Origin of the sequence: Stenotrophomonas sp. A3_2 (assembly GCF_036624925.1) — a bacterium.
GTDB classification, from domain to species: domain Bacteria; phylum Pseudomonadota; class Gammaproteobacteria; order Xanthomonadales; family Xanthomonadaceae; genus Stenotrophomonas; species Stenotrophomonas hibiscicola.
The window spans coordinates 20269-39616 of sequence record NZ_JAZKVY010000235.1 but is presented as its reverse complement, the minus strand read 5'-3'; the positions used below and the strand labels follow the sequence as shown (position 1 = coordinate 39616).

Sequence of the window (19348 nt, the reverse complement as noted above, 5' to 3'; positions counted from 1 at the left end):
TCCCTGCGCAGCAGGGCTCTGACCCCTCCCGATCACAACGTGATCCAGAAACACCCGTACTGCCGCCGTAATCCCACCACCGTCGAGGCACGCGCCACGCTGCCTGGCAGGGTCTGCTCCAGGCGCAGGCCGACCGGATGGCGAACAGCCGTCGGCTCAGGGGCGGATCCCTGCGCAGCAGGGCCCTGGCCCTCGTCAGTCACTGCGTCCTGGCCCTGTCCTGGATACACCGGCACGACGTCCACCAGCGGCCGCCGCACCAGCGATTCCAGTTGACCGAGGATTCGCTGCGCGCCCGCATCGGAGACCGCGCCCCACAGGTACAGCGAGGACAGCCGGTTCACATCATTGCTGACGATGCCGTTGCGCAATGCGTCCACCAGTTCACTCAGCCGCCGCGGGCAGCGTGCCCCCAGGGTATCGCGCTGCAGGATGTTGCCGCTGGGCGCAGGCGGTGGCACCCGCGACCGCGCACCCACACTGTCGCAAGGTCGGTCGGTATACACGCTTTGGCCCTGCGCATCGGTACAGCGGTTCAGGCGCATGGACTGTGCCTGGGCGACGCTCGGCAGCACGCACAGCGGCAGCAGCAACAGCAGGAAGGAAAGCCGGATCATTCCTGCAGGGTAGCGCCGATCACGCTTGCGCGTCGTGCTCTCAGCCCTGCAGCAGCTTCAGCACCGAGGTGGTCGGCTTGGCCAGGTTCAGGGTGTAGAAGTGCAGGCCGGGTGCGCCGCCCTCGATCAGGCGCTGGCACAGCCGGGCCACCACTTCCGTGCCGAATGCACGCACCGACTCCGCATCATCGCCATAGGCCTGCATCTTGCGACTGATCCAGCGCGGAATCTCCGCACCACACTGTTCGGAGAAGCGGCGCAGCTGGCTGAAGTTGGCGATCGGCATGATGCCCGGCGTGATCGGCACCTGCACGCCCAGCCGCCGCACTTCATCGACGAAATGGAAGTACGCGTCCGGATTGAAGAAATACTGGGTGATGGCCGCATCGGCACCGGCATCGATCTTGGCCTTGAAGTGCTTCAGGTCAGCCAGTGAATCGGAGGCCTGCGGATGCGTCTCCGGATACGCGCCCACTTCGATGTGGAACGCATCGCCGTGCTCGGCGCGGATGAAGGCGATCAGTTCGGCGGCATAGCGCATGTCGCCGGGAAAGCCCATGCCCGAGGGCAGGTCGCCACGCAGCGCGACCAAGCGGCGGCAGCCGATGGCGCGGTACAGCTTGAGCAGCTCGCGGATCTCCTGGCGGGTGCCGCCCACGCATGACAGGTGCGGCGCCGCATCGAACCCATGGTGCTGGTTGAGGTGGCGCACGGTCTCGGAGGTGTAGCTCAGGGTCGAGCCACCGGCGCCGAAGGTACACGACACGTACTCGGGGGCGTAGTCCTTCAGCTTGGCCGCAGCACGGTCCAGCTGGCTGCGCTGTTCGTCGGTCTTGGGCGGATAGAACTCGAAGCTGATGGCGGTCATGGCGCGGATGGCGGCGGTCGGTGCGAAGCAGTATATCTCTTCATCAAGATGGATGCTTGAAGATTGCGTGAGGGCCAGCCGTCCCCAACCCGCGACCGTTCGCCCCGCCGTCCGGCCGCTGCTCCGAAATCGCAACCGGCATGCGTCGGCCGGGCCCACGCTGCTCCCATCCCGGCAGCACCCACCCGATGAAGGAGCAGACGATGAAGATCTTCCTGGCACTCTGGTACGCAATGAAGGCGCTGGCCCGGCTGGCGATGATCGGCATGGCAATGGCGGTGCTCGGCTCCGGTTCGGCCCATGCGGCGGCCGCCACCGGCACCGGGAAGGTGCAGGTCGAGGTGGTCGGCAAGGGCCGTCCGCTGCTGATGATCCCCGGCCTGAACAGCAGCGCCGAGGTCTGGCGCGAGACCTGCCTGGCGCTGAAGGACGTGCAGTGCCATCTGGTGCAGCCGCCGGGCTTTGCCGGCGCTGCGCCTGCCGACCCGCGCCCGGCCGAATTCCTGACGGCGATGCGCGGACAGCTGCTGGCCTACCTGCACGACCAACAGCTGGGCCCGGTGGTGGTGATCGGCCACAGTCTTGGCGGCCTGCTGGGGCTGCAGGTGGCGCAGGCCGAGCCGAAGGCGGTCAGCGCACTGGTGGTGGTCGATGCATTGCCGTTCCTGCCGGCCGCGCGTGACCCGAACGCCACCGCAGACAGCGTGCGGCCGATGGCCGACCAGCTGCGCAAGGGCATGCTCGCCGCCGATGTCGCGCAGTGGCAGGCGCAGCTGAAAGCCGGCCTGCCGGGCATGACCCGCGATCCGCAGCGGCAGGCCGAACTGGGGCGCTGGGGCGAAGCCAGCGACCGCCAGACCACCGCTGACGCCATGCATGCGGTGATGACCACTGACCTGCGCGACAGCATCGCCTCGATCACCGCACCGACACTGGTGCTGGGCAACTGGGCCGGCTACCAGCCGATGGGCGGCACCGAGGACAGCACGCGCGCGGTGTTCCAGGCGCAGTACGCGAAACTGCAGGGCGTGCAGATCGCGATGAGCGCGCAGGGTTTCCACTTCCTGATGTGGGATGATCCGCGCTGGCTGCAGGAGCAGGTGCAGCGTTTCCTCGCCGCGCACCCCTGACCCTTGTCCTCGCCGAGAGCCCGCATGGACGCCACCACCTCATCCCGCCATTTCTGGACGCTCAATGCATTGGCATGGGCGGGTTATGCGATGTACGGGCTGTGGGCGGGGATGCGGATCGGCGGCGGCGTGGTATTCAGCGGCATCGTGTTGATCACCGTCAGCGTGGCCGCCTGCCTGTGGCTGTGCAGCGGCATGCTGCGCGCGGTGGCGCTGCGCCAGCGCTGGTGGGAGGGGAGCCTGGGCAGCCTGGTGTTGAAATTGGCCGCCGGTGTGGTGGCCGGTGCCAGCGTCGCACAGGCGATGACGGCGGCGTTGCTGCTGCCGGCGCTGGCACTGGGCTGGGTGCAGCTGCCCGGTGGCCACGCGGATTACCGATGGTCTTCGCTGCTGGTGTACTGGATGAACACCGCGCTGTTCCTGCTGATGTGGACCGGCCTATGGGCCGGCCTGCACGGTCTGCGCCGGGCGCGCCACAGTGAACTGGCCCGGCTGCGAGCCGAAGCAGAACGCAGCGCGCTGGAGCGCGATGCACTGCGTGCACGGCTCAACCCGCATTTCATGTTTAATGCGCTGAACAACCTGCGCGCGCTGATCCTGGAAGACCCCGAGCGCGCCCGCGACATGGTCACGCGCCTGTCGCGCACGCTGCGCCAGGCGCTGGCGCACAACCGCAGTGAGCAGGTCACGCTGGCCGAAGAACTGGCGGTCGTGGACGACTACCTGGCCATCGAGGCAGTCCACTTCGAACAGCGCCTGCAGGTGAACCGGCAGATCGATGCCGACGCCCTGCAGGCACAGCTGCCGGCGATGGCGCTGCAGCTGCTGGTGGAAAACGCGATCAAGCATGGCATCGCCAGCCGCCCGGGCGGCGGCGGGATAGAGATCCGGGCCACGCTGGACAATGACGTACTGCGCCTGCAGGTGGACAATCCGCTGGGCGGCGCCAACGAGCCCACCCATGGCCATGGCGTCGGCCTTGCCTACCTGCGTGCGCAGCTTGGCACGCAGGGGAGTTTCATGTTGCAGCCGGTCGGCGACCGCATGCAGGCCCTGCTGGAGATTCCGCAATGAGTGCCATGCTGCGTGTGTTGATCGTTGATGATGCACGGCTGGCGCGCCAGGAGCTGCGCACGCTGTTGTCGGCGCTGCCGTGGGTGCAGTGCGTGGGCGAGGCCGACGATGTGCCCGCTGCACGCGAGGCGATCGCCACACTGGCCCCGGACCTGGTGCTGCTGGATGTACAGATGCCCTCCGGCAGCGGCTTCGATGTGCTGGATGGGTTGGAGGCGGTGCCGGCGGTGGTGTTCGTTACTGCCTACGACACCTACGCGGTGCGCGCCTTCCAGGCCAATGCGCTGGACTATCTGGTGAAGCCGGTCGAGGCGCCGCGCTTGCTGGAAGCGTTGCAGCGGGCGCGCCAGCGCGAGGTGGTGGCGGGCGAAACGCCGGAGCCGCGCAGCACGCTGGGCGCGCAGGACCAGGTGTTCGTGCGCGAGGGCGAACGCTGCTGGTTCGTCGCGGTCTCGGAGATCCGTCGGCTGGTGGTGGATGGCAACTACACACGGCTATGGTTCCGCGACCAGAACGCCCTGCTGACCCGCAGCCTGATCGCGCTGGAAGCACGCCTGCCGCCGGAGTTGTTCTTCCGCGCCAACCGCAACACGCTGGTCAACCTGCGCCGCATTCGTGGCGTGACGCCCAGCATTGCAGATGGCTACGACCTGACGCTGGACGACGGCAGCGAGGTGGAGGTATCGCGGCGGCAGGCACGTGAACTGCGCGAGCGGATGGCGTTATAGGGGCTGCCAGCAGTTACCCTGTGCAGCAGAACTCCTGATCACACCTGAGCCATGTCCATCGTCCTCACCGATTTCGCCCGTCCCCGCCTGTTCCCGCGCGTGCCGCGCGGCAACACCATCCAGGACTGCACTGCCGAGCAGTTCGAGGCACACCTCAATGCGCACGCACCGCTGAAGGTGCTCGACGGCTACGCCCCGTTCTGCAAGCTGTTCGTCTACGAGAACTGGACCAGCACGCGCTGCCTGACGGTGCCGGTCACCGAGGCCAACCGCCACCTGCTGCGCAGTGGTTACGAAGCGCGCAACCGCGAGGAATTGCCGGTGCTGGTGCGTTGGTTCGAGGGCGTGGAATCGCCGCGTGCGAACTATCTGGTGGTGATCCTGTACAGCGCCGAGCAGCTGGCCAGGGAAGGTTCGCCGATCGAGGCCGACTGGGGCATCGTCGGCTGCATCTACACCGCCGAACCGGAAGAGGTGCCAATGGCGCCGATCACGATGATGCGCAATGCGCTGGGCGTGGAGGAGGGCGGCTCCGGCGTGCCGCTGGACCGTGAGGCGTACCGGCGTTCTGTCGAGTTCTGGGAGAACAACGCGAACTGGCGGCCGTGAGCAATATTTGCCATCCACGCATCGCGTGAATGTGCGGACCGCAGTAGAGCCACGCCATGCGTGGCTGCTTGGCCTTCAGGCAGCTTTCCATTCCCACCACGGGTAATGGTACTCGCGGTCGATGGCCTGCCAATGCTGGCCGCATTGCGTGCAGGCAACGGTGTGGCAATCGCCCCAACCATCCTCGGCCTCCTGCAACGAGAGCAGCTGCATCTGCCCTTGTTCGATCAGGCGACGCGGATCGAAGAACGGGTAGCCGGGGTTGAGCGCACACAGGCATCCCTTACGCGCCTGCCAGTAGCGTAGCCGTTGCAGGCCCGCCTTGAGGTGTGCCTGGTTGCTGATCAGCATGCCGCCCAGGGCGATGCCCTCGCAGCTGCGTTCGATCAGGTCGACATGTGTGGCCAACGCGTCCAACGATGAGGCACTGAACAGCCGTGCGACGCTACGTGCGGCATCGGTGATGCGCGTTGCGTCGCGCGACAACAGGTCCTGCAGCAGCACGTCGGCCTGTGCATCGTCGAGCCGGGGAATCGGTGCTGCAGACCACGGCCAGCGCATCAGCGTGACTTGCCGATGGCAGCGTAGTGGCCGGCGGTGAGGCGCAGCAGGTCAGCCGGAGCCAGTTCCACTTCCAGGCCGCGGCGACCGGCGCTGACATGCAGCGCGGGCAATGCCTGAGCGCTGGCATCCAGGAAGGTGCGCAGGCGTTTCTTCTGCCCGAGCGGGCTGATGCCACCGACCAGGTAACCGGTCGCGCGCTGCGCGGCGTCAGCAGCAGCCATCTCGCACTTCTTGCAGTCGGCCGCTTCGGCCAGTGCCTTCAGGTCCAGCTGGCCGGCCACCGGTACGATCGCCACCAGCAGTTCGTGTGTCTCGGTGCTGGCCAGCAGGGTCTTGAACACCTGGGCTGGATCGAGGCCGAGCTTGTCCACGGCTTCGCCGCCATAGGATTCGGCGTGGGCGTCGTGCACGTAGCTGCGCACGGTGTGGGCGATCTTCTCGCGCTTGAGCAGGTTGATGGCCGGGGTCATGGCTGCATCGTAGCGCGCGCTGGGCGCGTTGCCTTGACCGAGGCTACTGCGGGTGGATGCGCGGCGGTGGCGCGCCAATGCAGAACGGGCGCCCGAAGGCGCCCGTTCCGTTCTTTGCATGCACCGGTAGTGCCGGCCGCTGTCCGGCACCCTGAAGGCATCAGTAGCGGTAGTGGTCCGGCTTGAACGGGCCTTCCACCGGCACGCCGATGTAGTCGGCCTGTTCCTGGGTCAGGGTGGTGAGCTTCACGCCGATCTTTTCCAGGTGCAGGCGCGCCACTTCCTCGTCCAGCTTCTTCGGCAGCAGGTACACCTTCTTCTCGTAGCTGTCCTTGTTCGCCCACAGGTCGATCTGTGCCAGGGTCTGGTTGGCGAAGCTGTTGGACATCACGAAGCTCGGGTGGCCGGTGGCGCAGCCCAGGTTCACCAGGCGGCCTTCGGCCAGCAGGAAGATCGCGTTGCCGTTCGGGAAGATGTACTTGTCCACCTGCGGCTTGATGTTGACGTGCTTGATGCCCGGGTAGGACACCAGTGCGTCGACCTGGATCTCGTTGTCGAAGTGGCCGATGTTGCAGACGATGGCTTGGTCCTTCATCGCGCTCAGGTGCTCGATGCGGATGATGTCGCGGTTGCCGGTGGTGGTGACGTACAGGTCGGCACGGCCCAGGGTCGATTCGATGGTGTTGACTTCATAGCCTTCCATCGCCGCCTGCAGGGCGCAGATCGGGTCGATCTCGGTGACGATCACGCGCGCACCGTAGGCACGCAGCGAGGCCGCGCAGCCCTTGCCGACGTCGCCGTAGCCGCAGACCACGGCCACCTTGCCGGCCAGCATAACGTCCATCGCGCGCTTCAGGCCGTCGGCCAGCGACTCGCGGCAGCCGTACAGGTTGTCGAACTTGCTCTTGGTGACCGAGTCGTTGACGTTGATCGCCGGGATCAGCAGGGTGCCGGCTTGGGCCAGCTGGTACAGGCGGTGCACGCCGGTGGTGGTCTCCTCGGAGACACCCTTCCAGTCCTTGACCACGCGGCCCCAGTAACCGGGGCGCTCCTTGGCCACGCGCTTGAGCAGGTTCTTGATGACCTGTTCTTCGTGCGAGGCGGAGGCGGTGTTGACCCAGTCGCTGCCGTTTTCCAGCTCGTAGCCCTTGTGGATCAGCAGGGTCACGTCACCGCCGTCGTCCACGACCAGCTCCGGGCCGGTCAGGGTGCCATCGGCCAGGGTGAAGGTCAGCGCGTCCAGGGTGCAGTCCCAGTACTCTTCCAGGGTCTCGCCCTTCCAGGCAAACACCGGGGTGCCGGTGGCGGCAATGGCGGCGGCCGCGTGGTCCTGGGTCGAGAAGATGTTGCACGAGGCCCAGCGCACGTCGGCGCCGATGTCCTTCAGGGTCTCGATCAGCACGGCGGTCTGGATGGTCATGTGCAACGAGCCGGTCACGCGCACGCCCTTCAGCGGCAGCTCGGCCTGGTACTTGCGGCGGATCGACATCAGGCCCGGCATTTCGTGCTCGGCGATGTCCAGTTCCTTGCGGCCCCAGTCGGCCAGCGTGATATCGCGGATCTTGTAATCACCTTCGGTGGAGAAGGTCTTGGCAACAGCGTTCATTCGTGTGCTCCGGTTGTGGACGAGCGGGTGCTCGCATCTAGCCGGGCGCCGTTGTTACAAAGCCACCTTACCGAGCCTGGCCGGGCCTCGTGGGATCCGGTCGCAGCGCCCCTCGGCAGGGGAGAACCCCCATTATATCGCGGCCCCGGCATGACATCGGCATGACCCAACCATCGGCAGATGGGGCCGCGTGCACGGCCTGTTAAGGTCGGTGTTTTCACGCATCACACAGGTGGAACGATGAGCATGCACGCGCGCCGTACGCGGCGGTGGACCGGCCTGGTCCTGTCGATGGGGCTGCTGGCGGTGGCCCCGCTGGCCTGGGCGGCCGCCTCGCAGCCAGCTCCGGCGCAGGCGCAGGGCGTCAATGGCTACGAACTGCCATCGGCCGCACTGCAGGCAGTGGTCGACGCCCCGCGCGCGCCGTCGCTGTTCCTGTCGCCGCGCCGCGACGTGGCCGCGATGATGCAGATGCCGTCGCTGCCGTCGATCCAGGTGGTGGCGCAGCCGGAACTGAAGCTGGCTGGCCTGCGCATCAACCCGCGCACGTTCTCCGACAGCCGCTTCAGCTTCGGCGAGAAGCTGTGGCTGATGAACGTGGCCGACGGCAAGGAGCGGCAGATCAGCGGCCTGCCGGCCAAGCTGTCGATCGCCAGTGTGATGTGGTCGCCGGACCAGAAGTGGCTTGCCTTCAACCAGGTCGACGCTGCCAGTGGCGCCAATGAACTGTGGCTGGTGGACGTGGCCGGCGGCAGTGCCCGCCGCCTGGTTGCCGGCCTGAACACGGTGATCGGCAGCGGCTACCAGTGGCTGCCGGACAGCCGCGGCCTGGTGGTGTTCACCCGCCCGGCCAACCTCGGTGCGGCCCCGCCCGCCGATGGCATTCCGACCGGCCCGGCCGTGCAGCAGACCAGCCAGGGCGGCGGCGTGGTGTCGATCCGTACCTACCAGGACCTGCTGAAGAACGAGGCCGACGCACGCCAGTTCGACTACTACGCCACTACCCAGCCAATGGAAGTCGGCCTGGATGGCAGCACCCGCGCGATCGGCGCGGCCGGCATCTTCATGGGCTTCTCGGTGTCGCCGGATGGCCGCTTCGTGCTGCGCCAGCCGGTGCAGCGCCCGTACTCCTACGTGGTGCCGGTGAGCAGTTTCCCGCGCCGCATTGAAGTGATCGACCGTGCCAGCGGCAAGCTGGTGCACACCGTCGCCGTTCGCCCGCTGGTGGAAGGGCTGCCGACCGGCAACGATGCCGAAGTGACCGGCGTGCGCGACATCAGCTGGCGCGGTGATGCCGACGCCACCCTCGTCTGGGCCGAAGCGCAGGACGGCGGCGACCCGAACAGGGACGCCAGGGTGCGCGATGCGGTGCTGATGCAGGCCGCGCCGTTCGACAAACCGCCGGTCACCCTGGCCCAGCTTGGCAGCCGCCTGGCCGGCATCAGCTGGGGCCGCGGTGACCTGGCCCTGCTGACCGAATCGTGGTGGAAGACCCGCAGGACCAAGACCTGGCTGATCGCCCCGGACAACGCCGGTGCCGAGCCGCGCCTGCTGTGGGATCGTGACGCGCAGGACCGCTATGCCGATCCGGGCCGGCCGCTGCTGGCCAGTGACGAGCGGGGTCGTTCGCTGCTGCAGACCAGCCCCGATGGCAGCAGCCTGTACCTGGCCGGTGCCGGTGCTTCGCCGGAAGGCGACCGTCCGTTCGTGGACCGCTTCGACATCGCCACGGGCAAGGCAACGCGCCTGTTCCACTCGCAGGCGCCGAGCTATTCGCTGCCGGTGGCGTTGCTGGACGACCAGGCCAGCTCGCTGCTGCTGAGCCGCGAGAGCCCGGATGAGCCGGCCAACTTCTACGTGCAGTCGCTGGCCGATGCCGGTGCTGCACCGCGCGCGCTGACACGTTTCGCGCACCCGCTGCCGCAGTTGAAGGGCGTGCAGAAGGAGCAGATCCGCTACAAGCGCAAGGATGGGGTCGACCTGACCGCGACCCTGCTGCTGCCGCCGGGCTACGACCCCAAGCGGGACGGCCCGCGGCCGCTGCTGATGTGGGCCTACCCGGGTGAGTTCAAGAGCGCGGCTGCGGCCAGCCAGGTGACCGATTCGCCGTACCGCTTCAACGCGGTCAGCTACTGGGGCCCGCAGGCGTTCCTGGCCAAGGGCTATGTGGTGCTGGCCAGCCCGTCGATGCCGATCATCGGTGAGGGCGACAAGGAGCCGAACGACACCTACATCGAACAGCTGGTGGCCAACGCGCAGGCAGCGGTGGATGAGGTGGTGCGCCGTGGCGTGACCGATCGCGATCACATCGCCATCGGCGGCCATTCCTACGGTGCGTTCATGACCGCCAACCTGCTGGCACACACCCGCCTGTTCAAGGCCGGCATCGCCCGCAGCGGCGCCTACAACCGCACGCTCACCCCGTTCGGCTTCCAGGCCGAGGAACGCAACTACTGGCAGGCACAGGAGGTCTACCAGAAGATGGCGCCTTTCAACTACGCCGACAGGATCAAGGATCCGATCCTCTTCATCCACGGCGTGGACGACAACAACTCCGGCACCTTCCCGATCCAGAGCGAGCGCATGTTCGCCGCGGTGAAGGGCCTGGGTGGCACCGCGCGGCTGGTGATGCTGCCGAACGAATCGCATGCCTACCGCGCACGCGAATCGATCATGACCATGCTGGCCGAGAGCGAGCGCTGGCTGGAGCAGACCATTGGCCCGGCCGAGCAGGGCAAGGCGAAGAAGAAGCGCTGATACGTGCATGAGGGTGGCCGCTGCAACAGCGGCCGCCTGTGCGGCTGCGCCGCCGCCCGAGCATGGGCTCGGGCGCTACACGGTGTCACGCGCCATGACGCTTGTAGAGCCGAGCCCATGCTCGGCTGCGTCCGCCATGGATACGTGCAGATGAAACCATTTTTGCATCGCAGCACGCTGCCCGTTCTGGTTTAGGCTTGGGGTCTGGATCCGTTGACCGAGGCCTGTGCGTCGCCGATGAACGAGTACCGCAGCAGCATCGAGTTTGCTTCTCCCGATCTTCCTCTTCGCGATGACGTGCGCCGGCTCGGCGCGCTGGTCGGCGACCTGCTGGTTGAACAGGTCTCCGCCGCTTTCCTCGACGATGTCGAGGACGTGCGCACCCGCGCCATCGCCCGCCGCGAGAACCAGGCGGCGTTGTCCGAGCTGGCCGAAGGGCTGGCCGGGCGCACGCCGCAGCAGGCCGAGACCATGGTGCGGGCGTTCAGCACCTATTTCCAGGTGGTCAACATCGCCGAGCGCGTGCATCGCATCCGCCGCCGCCGTGACTACCAGCGTGCCGGTACCGCAGGGGCGCAGCCCGATGGCCTGCAGGATGCGCTGCAGCACCTGAAGGCGCAGGGCGTGACGCTGGACGAGCTGGCGCAATGGCTGCCGCGCATCGACATCGAACCGGTGTTTACCGCGCACCCGACCGAAGCGGTGCGCCGCGCGCTGCTGGAGAAAGAGCAGCTGATGGTGGCCAGCCTGGTCGACAACCTTGATGGCCAGCGCACGCCGGGGGAAGCGGCCGCCGATGCCGCGCGCTTCCGCATGGCGCTGACCGCTTCGTGGCAGACCACCGATTCCTCGCCGGTGCGGCCCACCGTGGACGACGAGCGCGAGCACGTCGGCTTTTATCTGGTACAGGTGCTGTACCGGGTGATCCCGGTGCTGTACGAATCGCTGCAGCAGGCGCTGCGCGATACCTTCGGCGAAGAACTGCCGCTGCCGCGCCTGCTGCGCTTCGGCACCTGGGTGGGCGGCGACATGGACGGCAACCCGAACGTGGATGCCACCACCATCCGCAACACGCTGGATGCACAGCGGCAGGCAGTGCTGGGGCGCTACCAGAAGGAACTGCTGCAGCTGGCCAGCCTGCTCAGCCAGTCTACCGAGCGAGTGGGCGTGAGTGATGCGTTGCAGGCACGCGTGGCGCAGTACCAGCAGCTGCTGCCGCAGGTGCAGTCGCGCCCGCGCCATGCCGACATGCCGTACCGCCTGCTCAACGACCGCATGCGCGCACGCCTGCAGGCCACGCTGGATGATGGCAGCGGCGCCTACGCCGGCCCCGCCGAACTGATCGACGATCTGCAGCTGATCCTCGACAGCCTGCGCGCCAATCGCGGCGAACATGCCGGCGGCTTTGCCGTGCAGCGTCTGCTGTGGCGGGTGAAGACGTTCGGCTTCCATCTGGCGCGGCTGGATGTGCGCCAGGAATCGAGCGTGCATGCGCGTGCGCTGGCCACGGTGCTGGGCAGTGACGTAGCGTGGGACGATCTCGATGCCGTGGGGCGTGCGCGCCTGCTGGCGCCGCATGCGAGTGGTGACACGCCGTTGCCGAAGGGCGACGACGAAGGCAACCAGCGGCTGGATGCGGTGTTTGCCGCGCTGGCTGATGCACGCGCACGCCATGGCGGCGATGCACTGGGCAGTTACATCATTTCGATGGCGCACGACCGCAGCGACGTGCTGGCGGTACTGGCGCTGGCGCGGCGTGGTGGCCTGGTCGACGCCGATGACACGGTGCCGCTGGACATCGCGCCGCTGTTTGAAACCGTGGATGACCTCAAGCGTGGCACGGCCACCCTGCGTGACCTGCTGGCCGACCCGGTCTACCGCGCCCATCTGCGTGCGCGCGACGACGTGCAGATGGTGATGCTCGGCTATTCGGACAGCAGCAAGGACGGTGGCATCGCCGCCTCGCGCTGGGGCCTGCAGCGCGCGCAGGTGGAACTGCTGGAGGTGGCGGCCGAGGCGGGCATCCGCCTGACCTTCTTCCATGGCCGTGGCGGCTCGATCAGCCGTGGCGGGGGGAAGACCACGCACGCGGTCGATGCGTCACCGCGCGGCAGCATCGATGGCCGCCTGCGGGTGACCGAGCAGGGCGAAGTGATCCATCGCAAATATGGTATCCGCGCGCTGGCCCTGCGCTCGCTGGAACAGGCCACCGGTGCGGTGCTGCGCGCCAGCCTGCGCCCGCGTGCCGCCGAGCCGCGCGAGGATGCGTGGCGGCCGGTGATGGACGCGGTGTCATCGGCCAGCAGCGAGGTGTATCGCGCCTTTGTTGGCCAGGCCGGCTTCATGGACTACTTCCGTACCGCCACACCCATCGACGTGATCGAGCGGATGACGCTGGGCTCGCGTCCTTCGCGCCGGCTCGGCCAGGATGCGGCACTGGGCAACCTGCGTGCGATTCCCTGGGTGTTTGCCTGGAGCCAGGCGCGTGCCGTCATTCCCGGCTGGTACGGCGTGGGCAGCGGCCTGCAGGCGGCGGTGGACGCTGGCCATGAAGAGACCCTGCGCGAAATGGCGCGTGACTGGCCGTTCTTCCGCACCTTCCTGGACGACATCGCGATGGTGCTGTCCAAGGGCGATATCACCATCGCCGAGCAGTTCTCGCTGTTGTCTGGCGACCTGCACGGGCGCTTCTTCCCGCAGGTACAGCGCGAACTGGAACTTACCCGGCACTGGCTGCTGGCGCTGATGGACCAGAAGACGCTGCTGGACCATGATGCGCGGCTGGCGCTGTCGATCCGCCTGCGCAATCCCTACGTCGATCCGATCAGCGTGCTGCAGGTGGATCTGCTGCAGCGCTGGCGGGCCAGCGGGCGCGAGGATGACGAGCTGCTGCGCGCGCTGGTGGCGTGCGTGAACGGTGTTTCGCAGGGGGTGCAGAACACGGGTTGATGCGTATCCGCCGGGCATGGCCCGGCGCTACCTGCCTCGGTGGGTGCGGGGCGTGCCCCGCACACCCTCACTCCTCCGGCGACGGAGGATTCGATGCCAGCAGTTCCAGGTGGCGCTGTTCCATTTCCTGGCGCAGTTGGCGGCGGATCAGCGCTGCGGCCTGGCGGCGCTTCTCGTCCGAGGTGACCGGCTGCAATGTTGGCACCGGCGTCGGCCGGCCTTCCTCATCCACGGCCACCATCGTGAAGAAACAGCTGTTGGCGTGGCGCACGCTGCGCTTGAGGATGTCTTCGGCCACCACCTTGATGCCGATCTCCATCGACGAGGTGCCGGTATGGTTCACCGAGGCCAGGAAGGTGACCAGCTCGCCCACCGCGATGGGCTGGCGGAACATCACCTGGTCCACCGACAGGGTGACCACATAGCTGCCGGCGTAGCGGCTGGCACAGGCATAGGCGACCTGGTCGAGCAGCCTCAGGATCGCGCCACCGTGGACCTTGCCGGAGAAATTGGCCATGTCCGGCGACATCAGCACGGTCATGGACAGCTGGTGGGTTTTCAGTTCGGTCGACATGGGCCGATTGTATCGGCGTGGCGTAGCTCTTGTAGAGCCGAGCCCATGCTCGGCTGCTCTTGTCGCAAGAAAAAGAAAGCCGAGCATGGGCTCGGCTCTACAGAAAGCAGAAGGGCCGCGTGAGCGGCCCTTCGTGTTTCTTACTTCAGCTTCGCATCGGCGCGCAGGGCGGCGGCGCGGTCGGTCTTCTCCCAGGAGAAGGCCGTGGCGTTGACGGTCTCGCCTTCGCCGTTGAGGTAGCTGAACTCCTTCGGCTTGCGGCCGAAGTGGCCGTAGGCCGCAGTCTGCTGGTACATCGGGTGGATCAGGTCCAGCATCTTGATGATGCCGTACGGGCGCAGGTCGAAGTGCTTGCGGATCAGCTTCTCGATCTTGTCATCGCTGATCTTGCCGGTGCCGAAGGTGGTGACCGAGATCGAGGTCGGCTCGGCCACGCCGATGGCGTAGGAGACCTGCACTTCGCAGCGGTCGGCCAGGCCGGCAGCAACCACGTTCTTGGCGACGTAGCGGGCCGCGTAGGCAGCCGAACGGTCGACCTTGGACGGGTCCTTGCCGGAGAACGCGCCACCACCGTGACGGGCCCAGCCGCCGTAGGTGTCGACGATGATCTTGCGGCCGGTCAGGCCACAGTCGCCCACCGGGCCGCCGATCTCGAACTTGCCGGTCGGGTTGATGTGGAACTTGGTGCCCTTGTGCAGCCACTTGGCCGGCAGCACCGGCTTGATGATTTCTTCGCGGACGGCCTCGATGAGGTCCTTCTGCTTGATGCCCGGGGCGTGCTGGGTCGACAGGACCACGGCGTCGATGGCCGAGACCACGCCGTTTTCATAGCGCAGGGTGACCTGGCTCTTGGCGTCCGGGCGCAGCCACGACAGCGGCGAGTTCTTCTTCTTGCGGATCTTGGCCTGCTGCTCGACCAGGCGGTGCGACAGGTGGATCGCGGCCGGCATGTAGCTGTCGGTCTCGTTGGTGGCATAGCCGAACATCAGGCCCTGGTCGCCAGCGCCCATTTCTTCCGGCTTCTTGCGGTCCACGCCCTGGGCGATGTGCGGCGACTGCTTGCCGATCAGGTTCAGCACGCCGCAGGTGGCGCCGTCGAAGCCGACGTCGGAGCTGTCGTAGCCGATGTCCGTGATGACCTTGCGGGTCAGCGCTTCCAGGTCGATCCAGGCGCTGGTGGTGATTTCACCGGCCACGATGGCAACGCCGGTCTTGACCATGGTCTCGCAGGCCACGCGGGCACGCTGGTCCTGGGTCAGGATCGCGTCCAGCACCGCATCGGAGATCTGGTCGGCAACCTTGTCCGGATGGCCTTCAGAGACCGACTCGGAGGTGAAGAGATAGCTGGACATCAGGCGTAATATCCCTTGATTCGGATGGAAAGATGGGCGCGCATGATACACGGGGTGCGCCGCCTGTGCATTGTGAACCGGTACCGGTTGCCGGTGGTTAAGCCCGCGTAGGCCTGGCAGGGGCCGTCGTGACGGGATTGGGGCCCGGCCTCGAGGCCCAGTGTTCCACCAGCGTGACGACGGACGGGGCTGTCCAACCCCGGACCGCGCAGGCCGCGACCCTGCCGGACCGGCCGTCATCGTTCTGCCCCGAAACCGCCATCTGGCTGCCGCCTGCCGGGCGCAGGCTGTCGGCCAATCCGGCCGCCGGGCATGAGTGGATCCGCCATGCAGGAACTCGAACAGCGTCTCCAGCAACGCTTCCCCGATTGGTTCCATGGCCGTCGTGGCCAGCTGGCACGGCCGCTGCTGCGCAGCGTCGGTCGCTGGTCGCGGTTGGACCAGATCGAGGCCTTCCTGAAGCGCAGTGCAGGGTTGCGCGGATTCGGCTTCGTCGCCGCCGCCCTGGAATTCGTCGATGGCCAGTACCAGGTGGATCCGGCCGCGCTGGCGAAGATCCCGGCCACCGGCCGCCTGCTGATTGTTGCCAATCATCCGTCCGGGGCGCTGGACGCGCTGGCGCTGCTGGACGCGGTCGGCCGTATCCGCCGTGACGTGCGGATCGTGGCGAACGATCTGTTGGGGGCTATCGCGCCACTGCAGGATCTGCTGTTGCCGGTGCGCATCCTTGGCGGCAAGGCCCAGCGCGGCAGTCTGCACGCGGTGGAGGAGGCGCTGGCCGCCGAGCAGTGCGTGATCGTGTTCCCGGCCGGCGAGGTCTCGCGCCTCTCGCTGCGCGGCATCCGCGATGGTCGCTGGCAGCGCGGGTTCGTGCGCTTTGCCCGCGCCGCCGGGGCGCCGGTGCTGCCAGTGCGGGTGGAAGCGCGCAACTCGGCGCTGTTCTACGGCGCATCAACCCTGTTCAAGCCGGCCGGCACCGCCCTGCTGGCACGCGAGATGTTCACCCGTCGTGGCCGCCCGCTGCGGCTGAGCATCGGCGAGCCGATGCGGCTGGGCGATGGCGGTGACCCGGGCGCACAGCTGCTGGCGGTACGTCGCGCGCTGTATGCGCTGGGCCGCAATGGCGCGGCCGGCAATGCCGCTGCCTGCGCAGGCCCTGAGCCGCTGGCCGCCCCGGTGCCCCCTTCGCAGGTCGCTGCAGGGATTGCCGCAGCGACCCAGCTGGGCCAGACCGCCGATGGCAAGCAGATTCTGCTGGCCACCTGTACTGCCGATTCGCCGCTGCTGCTGGAGCTGGGCCGCCTGCGCGAACTGACCTTCCGCCAGGTGGGCGAGGGCACCGGGCGCAGCCGTGACCTCGACAACTACGACCCGCAGTACGAGCACATCGTGATCTGGGACGCCGCCGCGCAGCGAATCGCCGGCGCGTACCGGATCATGCGCGGCGCCCACGCACTGGCCCGGCACGGCCTGTCCGGGCTCTACAGCGCGTCGCTGTTCCGCTATTCCGACGATGCCATCACCCACATCGCCGAGGGCCTGGAACTGGGCCGCAGCTTCGTGGTGCCCGACTACTGGGGCAGCCGCAGCCTGGACTATCTGTGGCAGGGCATCGGCGCCTACCTGCAGTGCCGGCCGGGCATCCGCTACCTGTTCGGCGCCGTGTCGATCAGCGCGGCGCTACCGCGTGAAGCGCGCGAGCAGCTGGTGGCGTACTACCAGCGCTATTACAGCGGTACCGCTGGCCTGGCCGAATCGAACCGCCCGTTCCAGTACTTCGCCGCACCGCCCAGTTTCGGTGAGCTGGATGCAGGCGCCGCGTTCGAGGTGCTCAAGGCCAACCTGGCTGCGCTCGGTACCGGCGTACCCACGCTGTACCGCCAGTACACCGATCTGTGTGAACCCGGTGGTGCCCGCTTCCTCGCCTTCGGTGTCGACCCGGACTTCAGCGATTCGATCGACGGCCTGATCGAAGTGGACCTGTGTGCGATCCGGCCGAACAAGCGCAAACGCTACCTGCGCGACGCGGGGACGCCGGCATGAGCGCGCTGGCGAACCTGTCGCCGCACCGGCGCGCAGTGTTCGTCTCCGATGTGCATCTGGGTTCACGTCATTGCCATGCCACCGAGCTGGCACGGTTCCTCTTGCAGCTGCGTTGCGAACGGTTGTACCTGGTCGGCGACATCATCGACCTGTGGTGGATGGCGCATCGCCGGGCCAATTGGCGGCAGTCACACAGCGAAGTCATCCAGGCCCTGCATGCATTGCGCCGTGCGGGTACCGAGATCATCTACATCCCCGGCAACCACGATGCCTCGCTGCGCCAGGTCTGTGGGCTGATGCTGCCGGCGATGCAGGTCCGCCGCCGCGCCATCCACGTGACCGCCGATGGCCGCCGGCTGCTGGTCGCGCATGGGGACGAGTACGACGGCGTGACCCACTTCGGCGGCCTGCAGGAGAAATTCGGCGATTGGCTGTACTACCGCATCCTGACCGGCAACCAGGCGTTGAACGCGGTGCGGCGCCTGCTGGGGATGCGCTACTGGTCATTGTCTGAATTCCTGAAGAAGCGCAGCGGCGCCGCCGAACGCTACATCGAACGCTTCGTGCAGGCCGGGCTGGACGATGTCCGCCGTCGCGGACTGGATGGCATCATCTGTGGCCACATCCACCGCGCTGCGTTGATTGAACGCGATGGCCTGGTCTACGCGAACGACGGCGACTGGGTGGAAAGCCTGACCGCGCTGGCCGAAGACCACGATGGCGCGCTGCGCCTGCTGGACCACAACGGCCAGACGCTGGTGGAGCTGCCGGGCGCGCGCCTGTCGCAGGCGGCGTAACCCGCCCGCGTCTGTACCCTTGTAGAGCCGAGCCCATGCTCGGCTGCCGTTACACGCAATGAAGAGCAGCCGAGCATGGGCTCGGCTCTACATGCACCGCCCGCAAGCCGCTAGCATCGGCCCATGGACTCCCTGACCCAGATCGTGCTCGGTGGCGCCGTCGCTGCTGCCATCGCCCCGCCTGGCCACCGCCGCGCGGCCCTGCTGGCCGGTGCCGCGCTTGGCACCCTGCCGGACCTCGACGCCCTGTGGCTCGGTTTCACCGCAGCCGATCCGGTGGCGAACATGATCGAGCACCGCAGTTTCAGTCATTCGCTGCTGGTGCTGCCCTGGGTGGCCGCATTGATCTGGTGGCTGTTCAAGCGCTTCGGCAACGGCCGCGTTGCGCAGTCACCGGTGCGCTGGTTCTGGGCGATCCAGCTGGCGCTGGTCACCCATCCGCTGTTGGATGCATTCACCGTCTACGGCACCCAGTTGTGGTGGCCGTTGCGGCCGCACCCGACCATGGGTTCCAGTGTCTTCATCATCGACCCGGGTTACACGGTGTGGCTGCTGCTGGGCTGCGTGCTGGCCTGGTTTGGCCGCGCCCGGCCGTGGGTGGGCAAGGTGCTGGGCGTGGCGCTGCTGATCAGCAGTGGCTACCTGGGCTGGGGCCTGATCGCCAAGGCACTGGTCGACCGTGCCGCGCAGCAGAGCCTGTCCGCGATGGGCCTGGGCGATGCGCCGCGCTTCTCGGTGCCGATGCCGTTCAACACCCTGCTGTGGCGGGTGGTGGCGATGACGCCCAACGGCTACGTGGTGGGTGATCGCTCGCTGGTGGCCGACCACGGGCCGATGCGGTTCGAAGGCCATGCGTCCAACGTGCAGGCCTTGCGCGAAGCGGGGGGCATTCCGGCAGTGCGGCGCCTGCAGTGGTTCAACCGTGGCTTCATGCGTGCGCAGGTCGTGGACGGCCGGCTGGTGCTGAGCGACCTGCGCATGGGGCTGGAGCCGGACTACACCTTCAATTTCGTCGTGGCCGAGCAGGCCGACGGGCAGTGGCGGGCAATCGTTCCCGAGCAGGTGCGGGCGGATTACAGCAGTCCCGCCGCGCGCGCTGATGCCGGGCGCCGGCTGGCGGCGATGTGGCAGCGGATCTGGCATGCGCCCGTAGTCGGCGCTGTCGAGTAGATCCACGCCATGCGTGGATGCGGGAGCATTGGTGCCGCGT

16 protein-coding genes and 1 riboswitch are annotated in these 19348 nt (G+C 67.4%); of the genes, 9 read left to right on the top strand and 7 right to left on the bottom strand.

What is annotated here, in order from left to right; genetic code table 11:
* Nucleotides 1-32 precede the first annotated feature (32 nt).
* Together R5H29_RS08400 and metF are read right to left on the bottom strand one after the other, a co-directional pair.
* Nucleotides 33-617 (bottom strand): DUF4124 domain-containing protein, encoded by a 585-nt coding sequence (locus R5H29_RS08400; RefSeq protein WP_021203435.1) that lies wholly within the window; start codon nt 615-617, stop codon nt 33-35.
* A 40-nt stretch (nt 618-657) separates the two neighbouring features.
* Nucleotides 658-1485 (bottom strand): methylenetetrahydrofolate reductase [NAD(P)H], encoded by an 828-nt coding sequence (gene metF / locus R5H29_RS08395; RefSeq protein WP_019661081.1) that lies wholly within the window; start codon nt 1483-1485, stop codon nt 658-660.
* Nucleotides 1486-1688: 203 nt separating this feature from the next.
* Between metF and R5H29_RS08390 the strand changes: the two genes are divergently transcribed.
* The 4 genes from R5H29_RS08390 to R5H29_RS08375 are packed head-to-tail and all read left to right on the top strand — an operon-like array spanning nt 1689 to nt 5026.
* A complete protein-coding gene (locus R5H29_RS08390) occupies nt 1689-2615 on the top strand; it encodes an alpha/beta hydrolase (protein WP_332329064.1) in 927 nt (308 codons plus the stop codon).
* Between the two features lie 24 nt (nt 2616-2639).
* The gene (locus R5H29_RS08385) at nt 2640-3689 is read left to right on the top strand and encodes a histidine kinase (RefSeq protein WP_332329063.1); all 1050 of its coding nucleotides are present in this window, start codon (nt 2640-2642) and stop codon (nt 3687-3689) included.
* The gene (locus tag R5H29_RS08380; protein ID WP_134735116.1) at nt 3686-4417 is read left to right on the top strand and encodes a LytTR family DNA-binding domain-containing protein; all 732 of its coding nucleotides are present in this window, start codon (nt 3686-3688) and stop codon (nt 4415-4417) included. The genes R5H29_RS08385 and R5H29_RS08380 overlap by 4 nt, the downstream gene beginning before the upstream one ends.
* A gap of 51 nt (nt 4418-4468) precedes the next feature.
* A complete protein-coding gene (locus tag R5H29_RS08375; protein WP_134731244.1) occupies nt 4469-5026 on the top strand; it encodes a DUF3228 family protein in 558 nt (185 codons plus the stop codon).
* A 75-nt stretch (nt 5027-5101) separates the two neighbouring features.
* On the opposite strand, the gene R5H29_RS08370 is transcribed toward R5H29_RS08375, so the two are convergent.
* From R5H29_RS08370 to ahcY, 3 genes are all read right to left on the bottom strand, one after another.
* Nucleotides 5102-5587: a hypothetical protein gene (locus tag R5H29_RS08370; protein WP_332329062.1), complete on the bottom strand. Its 486-nt coding sequence runs from the start codon at nt 5585-5587 to the stop codon at nt 5102-5104.
* Entirely contained in the window at nt 5587-6060 is a 474-nt protein-coding gene (ybaK, locus tag R5H29_RS08365; protein ID WP_134731248.1) for a Cys-tRNA(Pro) deacylase, read from the bottom strand. The genes R5H29_RS08370 and ybaK overlap by 1 nt, the downstream gene beginning before the upstream one ends.
* Nucleotides 6061-6220: 160 nt before the next feature.
* Nucleotides 6221-7666 (bottom strand): adenosylhomocysteinase, encoded by a 1446-nt coding sequence (gene ahcY, locus R5H29_RS08360; protein ID WP_019661087.1) that lies wholly within the window; start codon nt 7664-7666, stop codon nt 6221-6223.
* Nucleotides 7667-7702: 36 nt separating this feature from the next.
* A riboswitch (S-adenosyl-L-homocysteine riboswitch) is annotated at nt 7703-7786 on the bottom strand.
* A 120-nt stretch (nt 7787-7906) separates the two neighbouring features.
* Here ahcY and R5H29_RS08355 point away from each other — a divergent pair.
* Nucleotides 7907-10423 (top strand): prolyl oligopeptidase family serine peptidase, encoded by a 2517-nt coding sequence (locus R5H29_RS08355; RefSeq protein ID WP_332329061.1) that lies wholly within the window; start codon nt 7907-7909, stop codon nt 10421-10423.
* Nucleotides 10424-10660: 237 nt separating this feature from the next.
* The gene (ppc, locus tag R5H29_RS08350) at nt 10661-13372 is read left to right on the top strand and encodes a phosphoenolpyruvate carboxylase (RefSeq protein WP_332329073.1); all 2712 of its coding nucleotides are present in this window, start codon (nt 10661-10663) and stop codon (nt 13370-13372) included.
* A 67-nt stretch (nt 13373-13439) separates the two neighbouring features.
* Here the strand turns inward: ppc and R5H29_RS08345 are convergent, their stop codons facing one another.
* Together R5H29_RS08345 and metK are read right to left on the bottom strand one after the other, a co-directional pair.
* A complete protein-coding gene (locus R5H29_RS08345; protein ID WP_019661090.1) occupies nt 13440-13946 on the bottom strand; it encodes an acyl-CoA thioesterase in 507 nt (168 codons plus the stop codon).
* Between the two features lie 140 nt (nt 13947-14086).
* Complete coding sequence (gene metK, locus R5H29_RS08340) at nt 14087-15298, bottom strand: methionine adenosyltransferase (RefSeq protein ID WP_005408103.1); 1212 nt, start codon at nt 15296-15298, stop codon at nt 14087-14089.
* Between the two features lie 327 nt (nt 15299-15625).
* Between metK and R5H29_RS08335 the strand changes: the two genes are divergently transcribed.
* From R5H29_RS08335 to R5H29_RS08325, 3 genes are all read left to right on the top strand, one after another.
* The gene (locus tag R5H29_RS08335; RefSeq protein WP_019661091.1) at nt 15626-17341 is read left to right on the top strand and encodes a lysophospholipid acyltransferase family protein; all 1716 of its coding nucleotides are present in this window, start codon (nt 15626-15628) and stop codon (nt 17339-17341) included.
* Nucleotides 17338-18138, top strand: a complete 801-nt coding sequence (locus R5H29_RS08330) for a UDP-2,3-diacylglucosamine diphosphatase (RefSeq protein ID WP_329846531.1) — start codon at nt 17338-17340, stop codon at nt 18136-18138. The genes R5H29_RS08335 and R5H29_RS08330 overlap by 4 nt, the downstream gene beginning before the upstream one ends.
* A gap of 123 nt (nt 18139-18261) precedes the next feature.
* On the top strand, nt 18262-19308 hold the full coding sequence (locus R5H29_RS08325) for a metal-dependent hydrolase (RefSeq protein WP_332329060.1): 1047 nt from the start codon (nt 18262-18264) through the stop codon (nt 19306-19308).
* Nucleotides 19309-19348 lie beyond the last annotated feature (40 nt).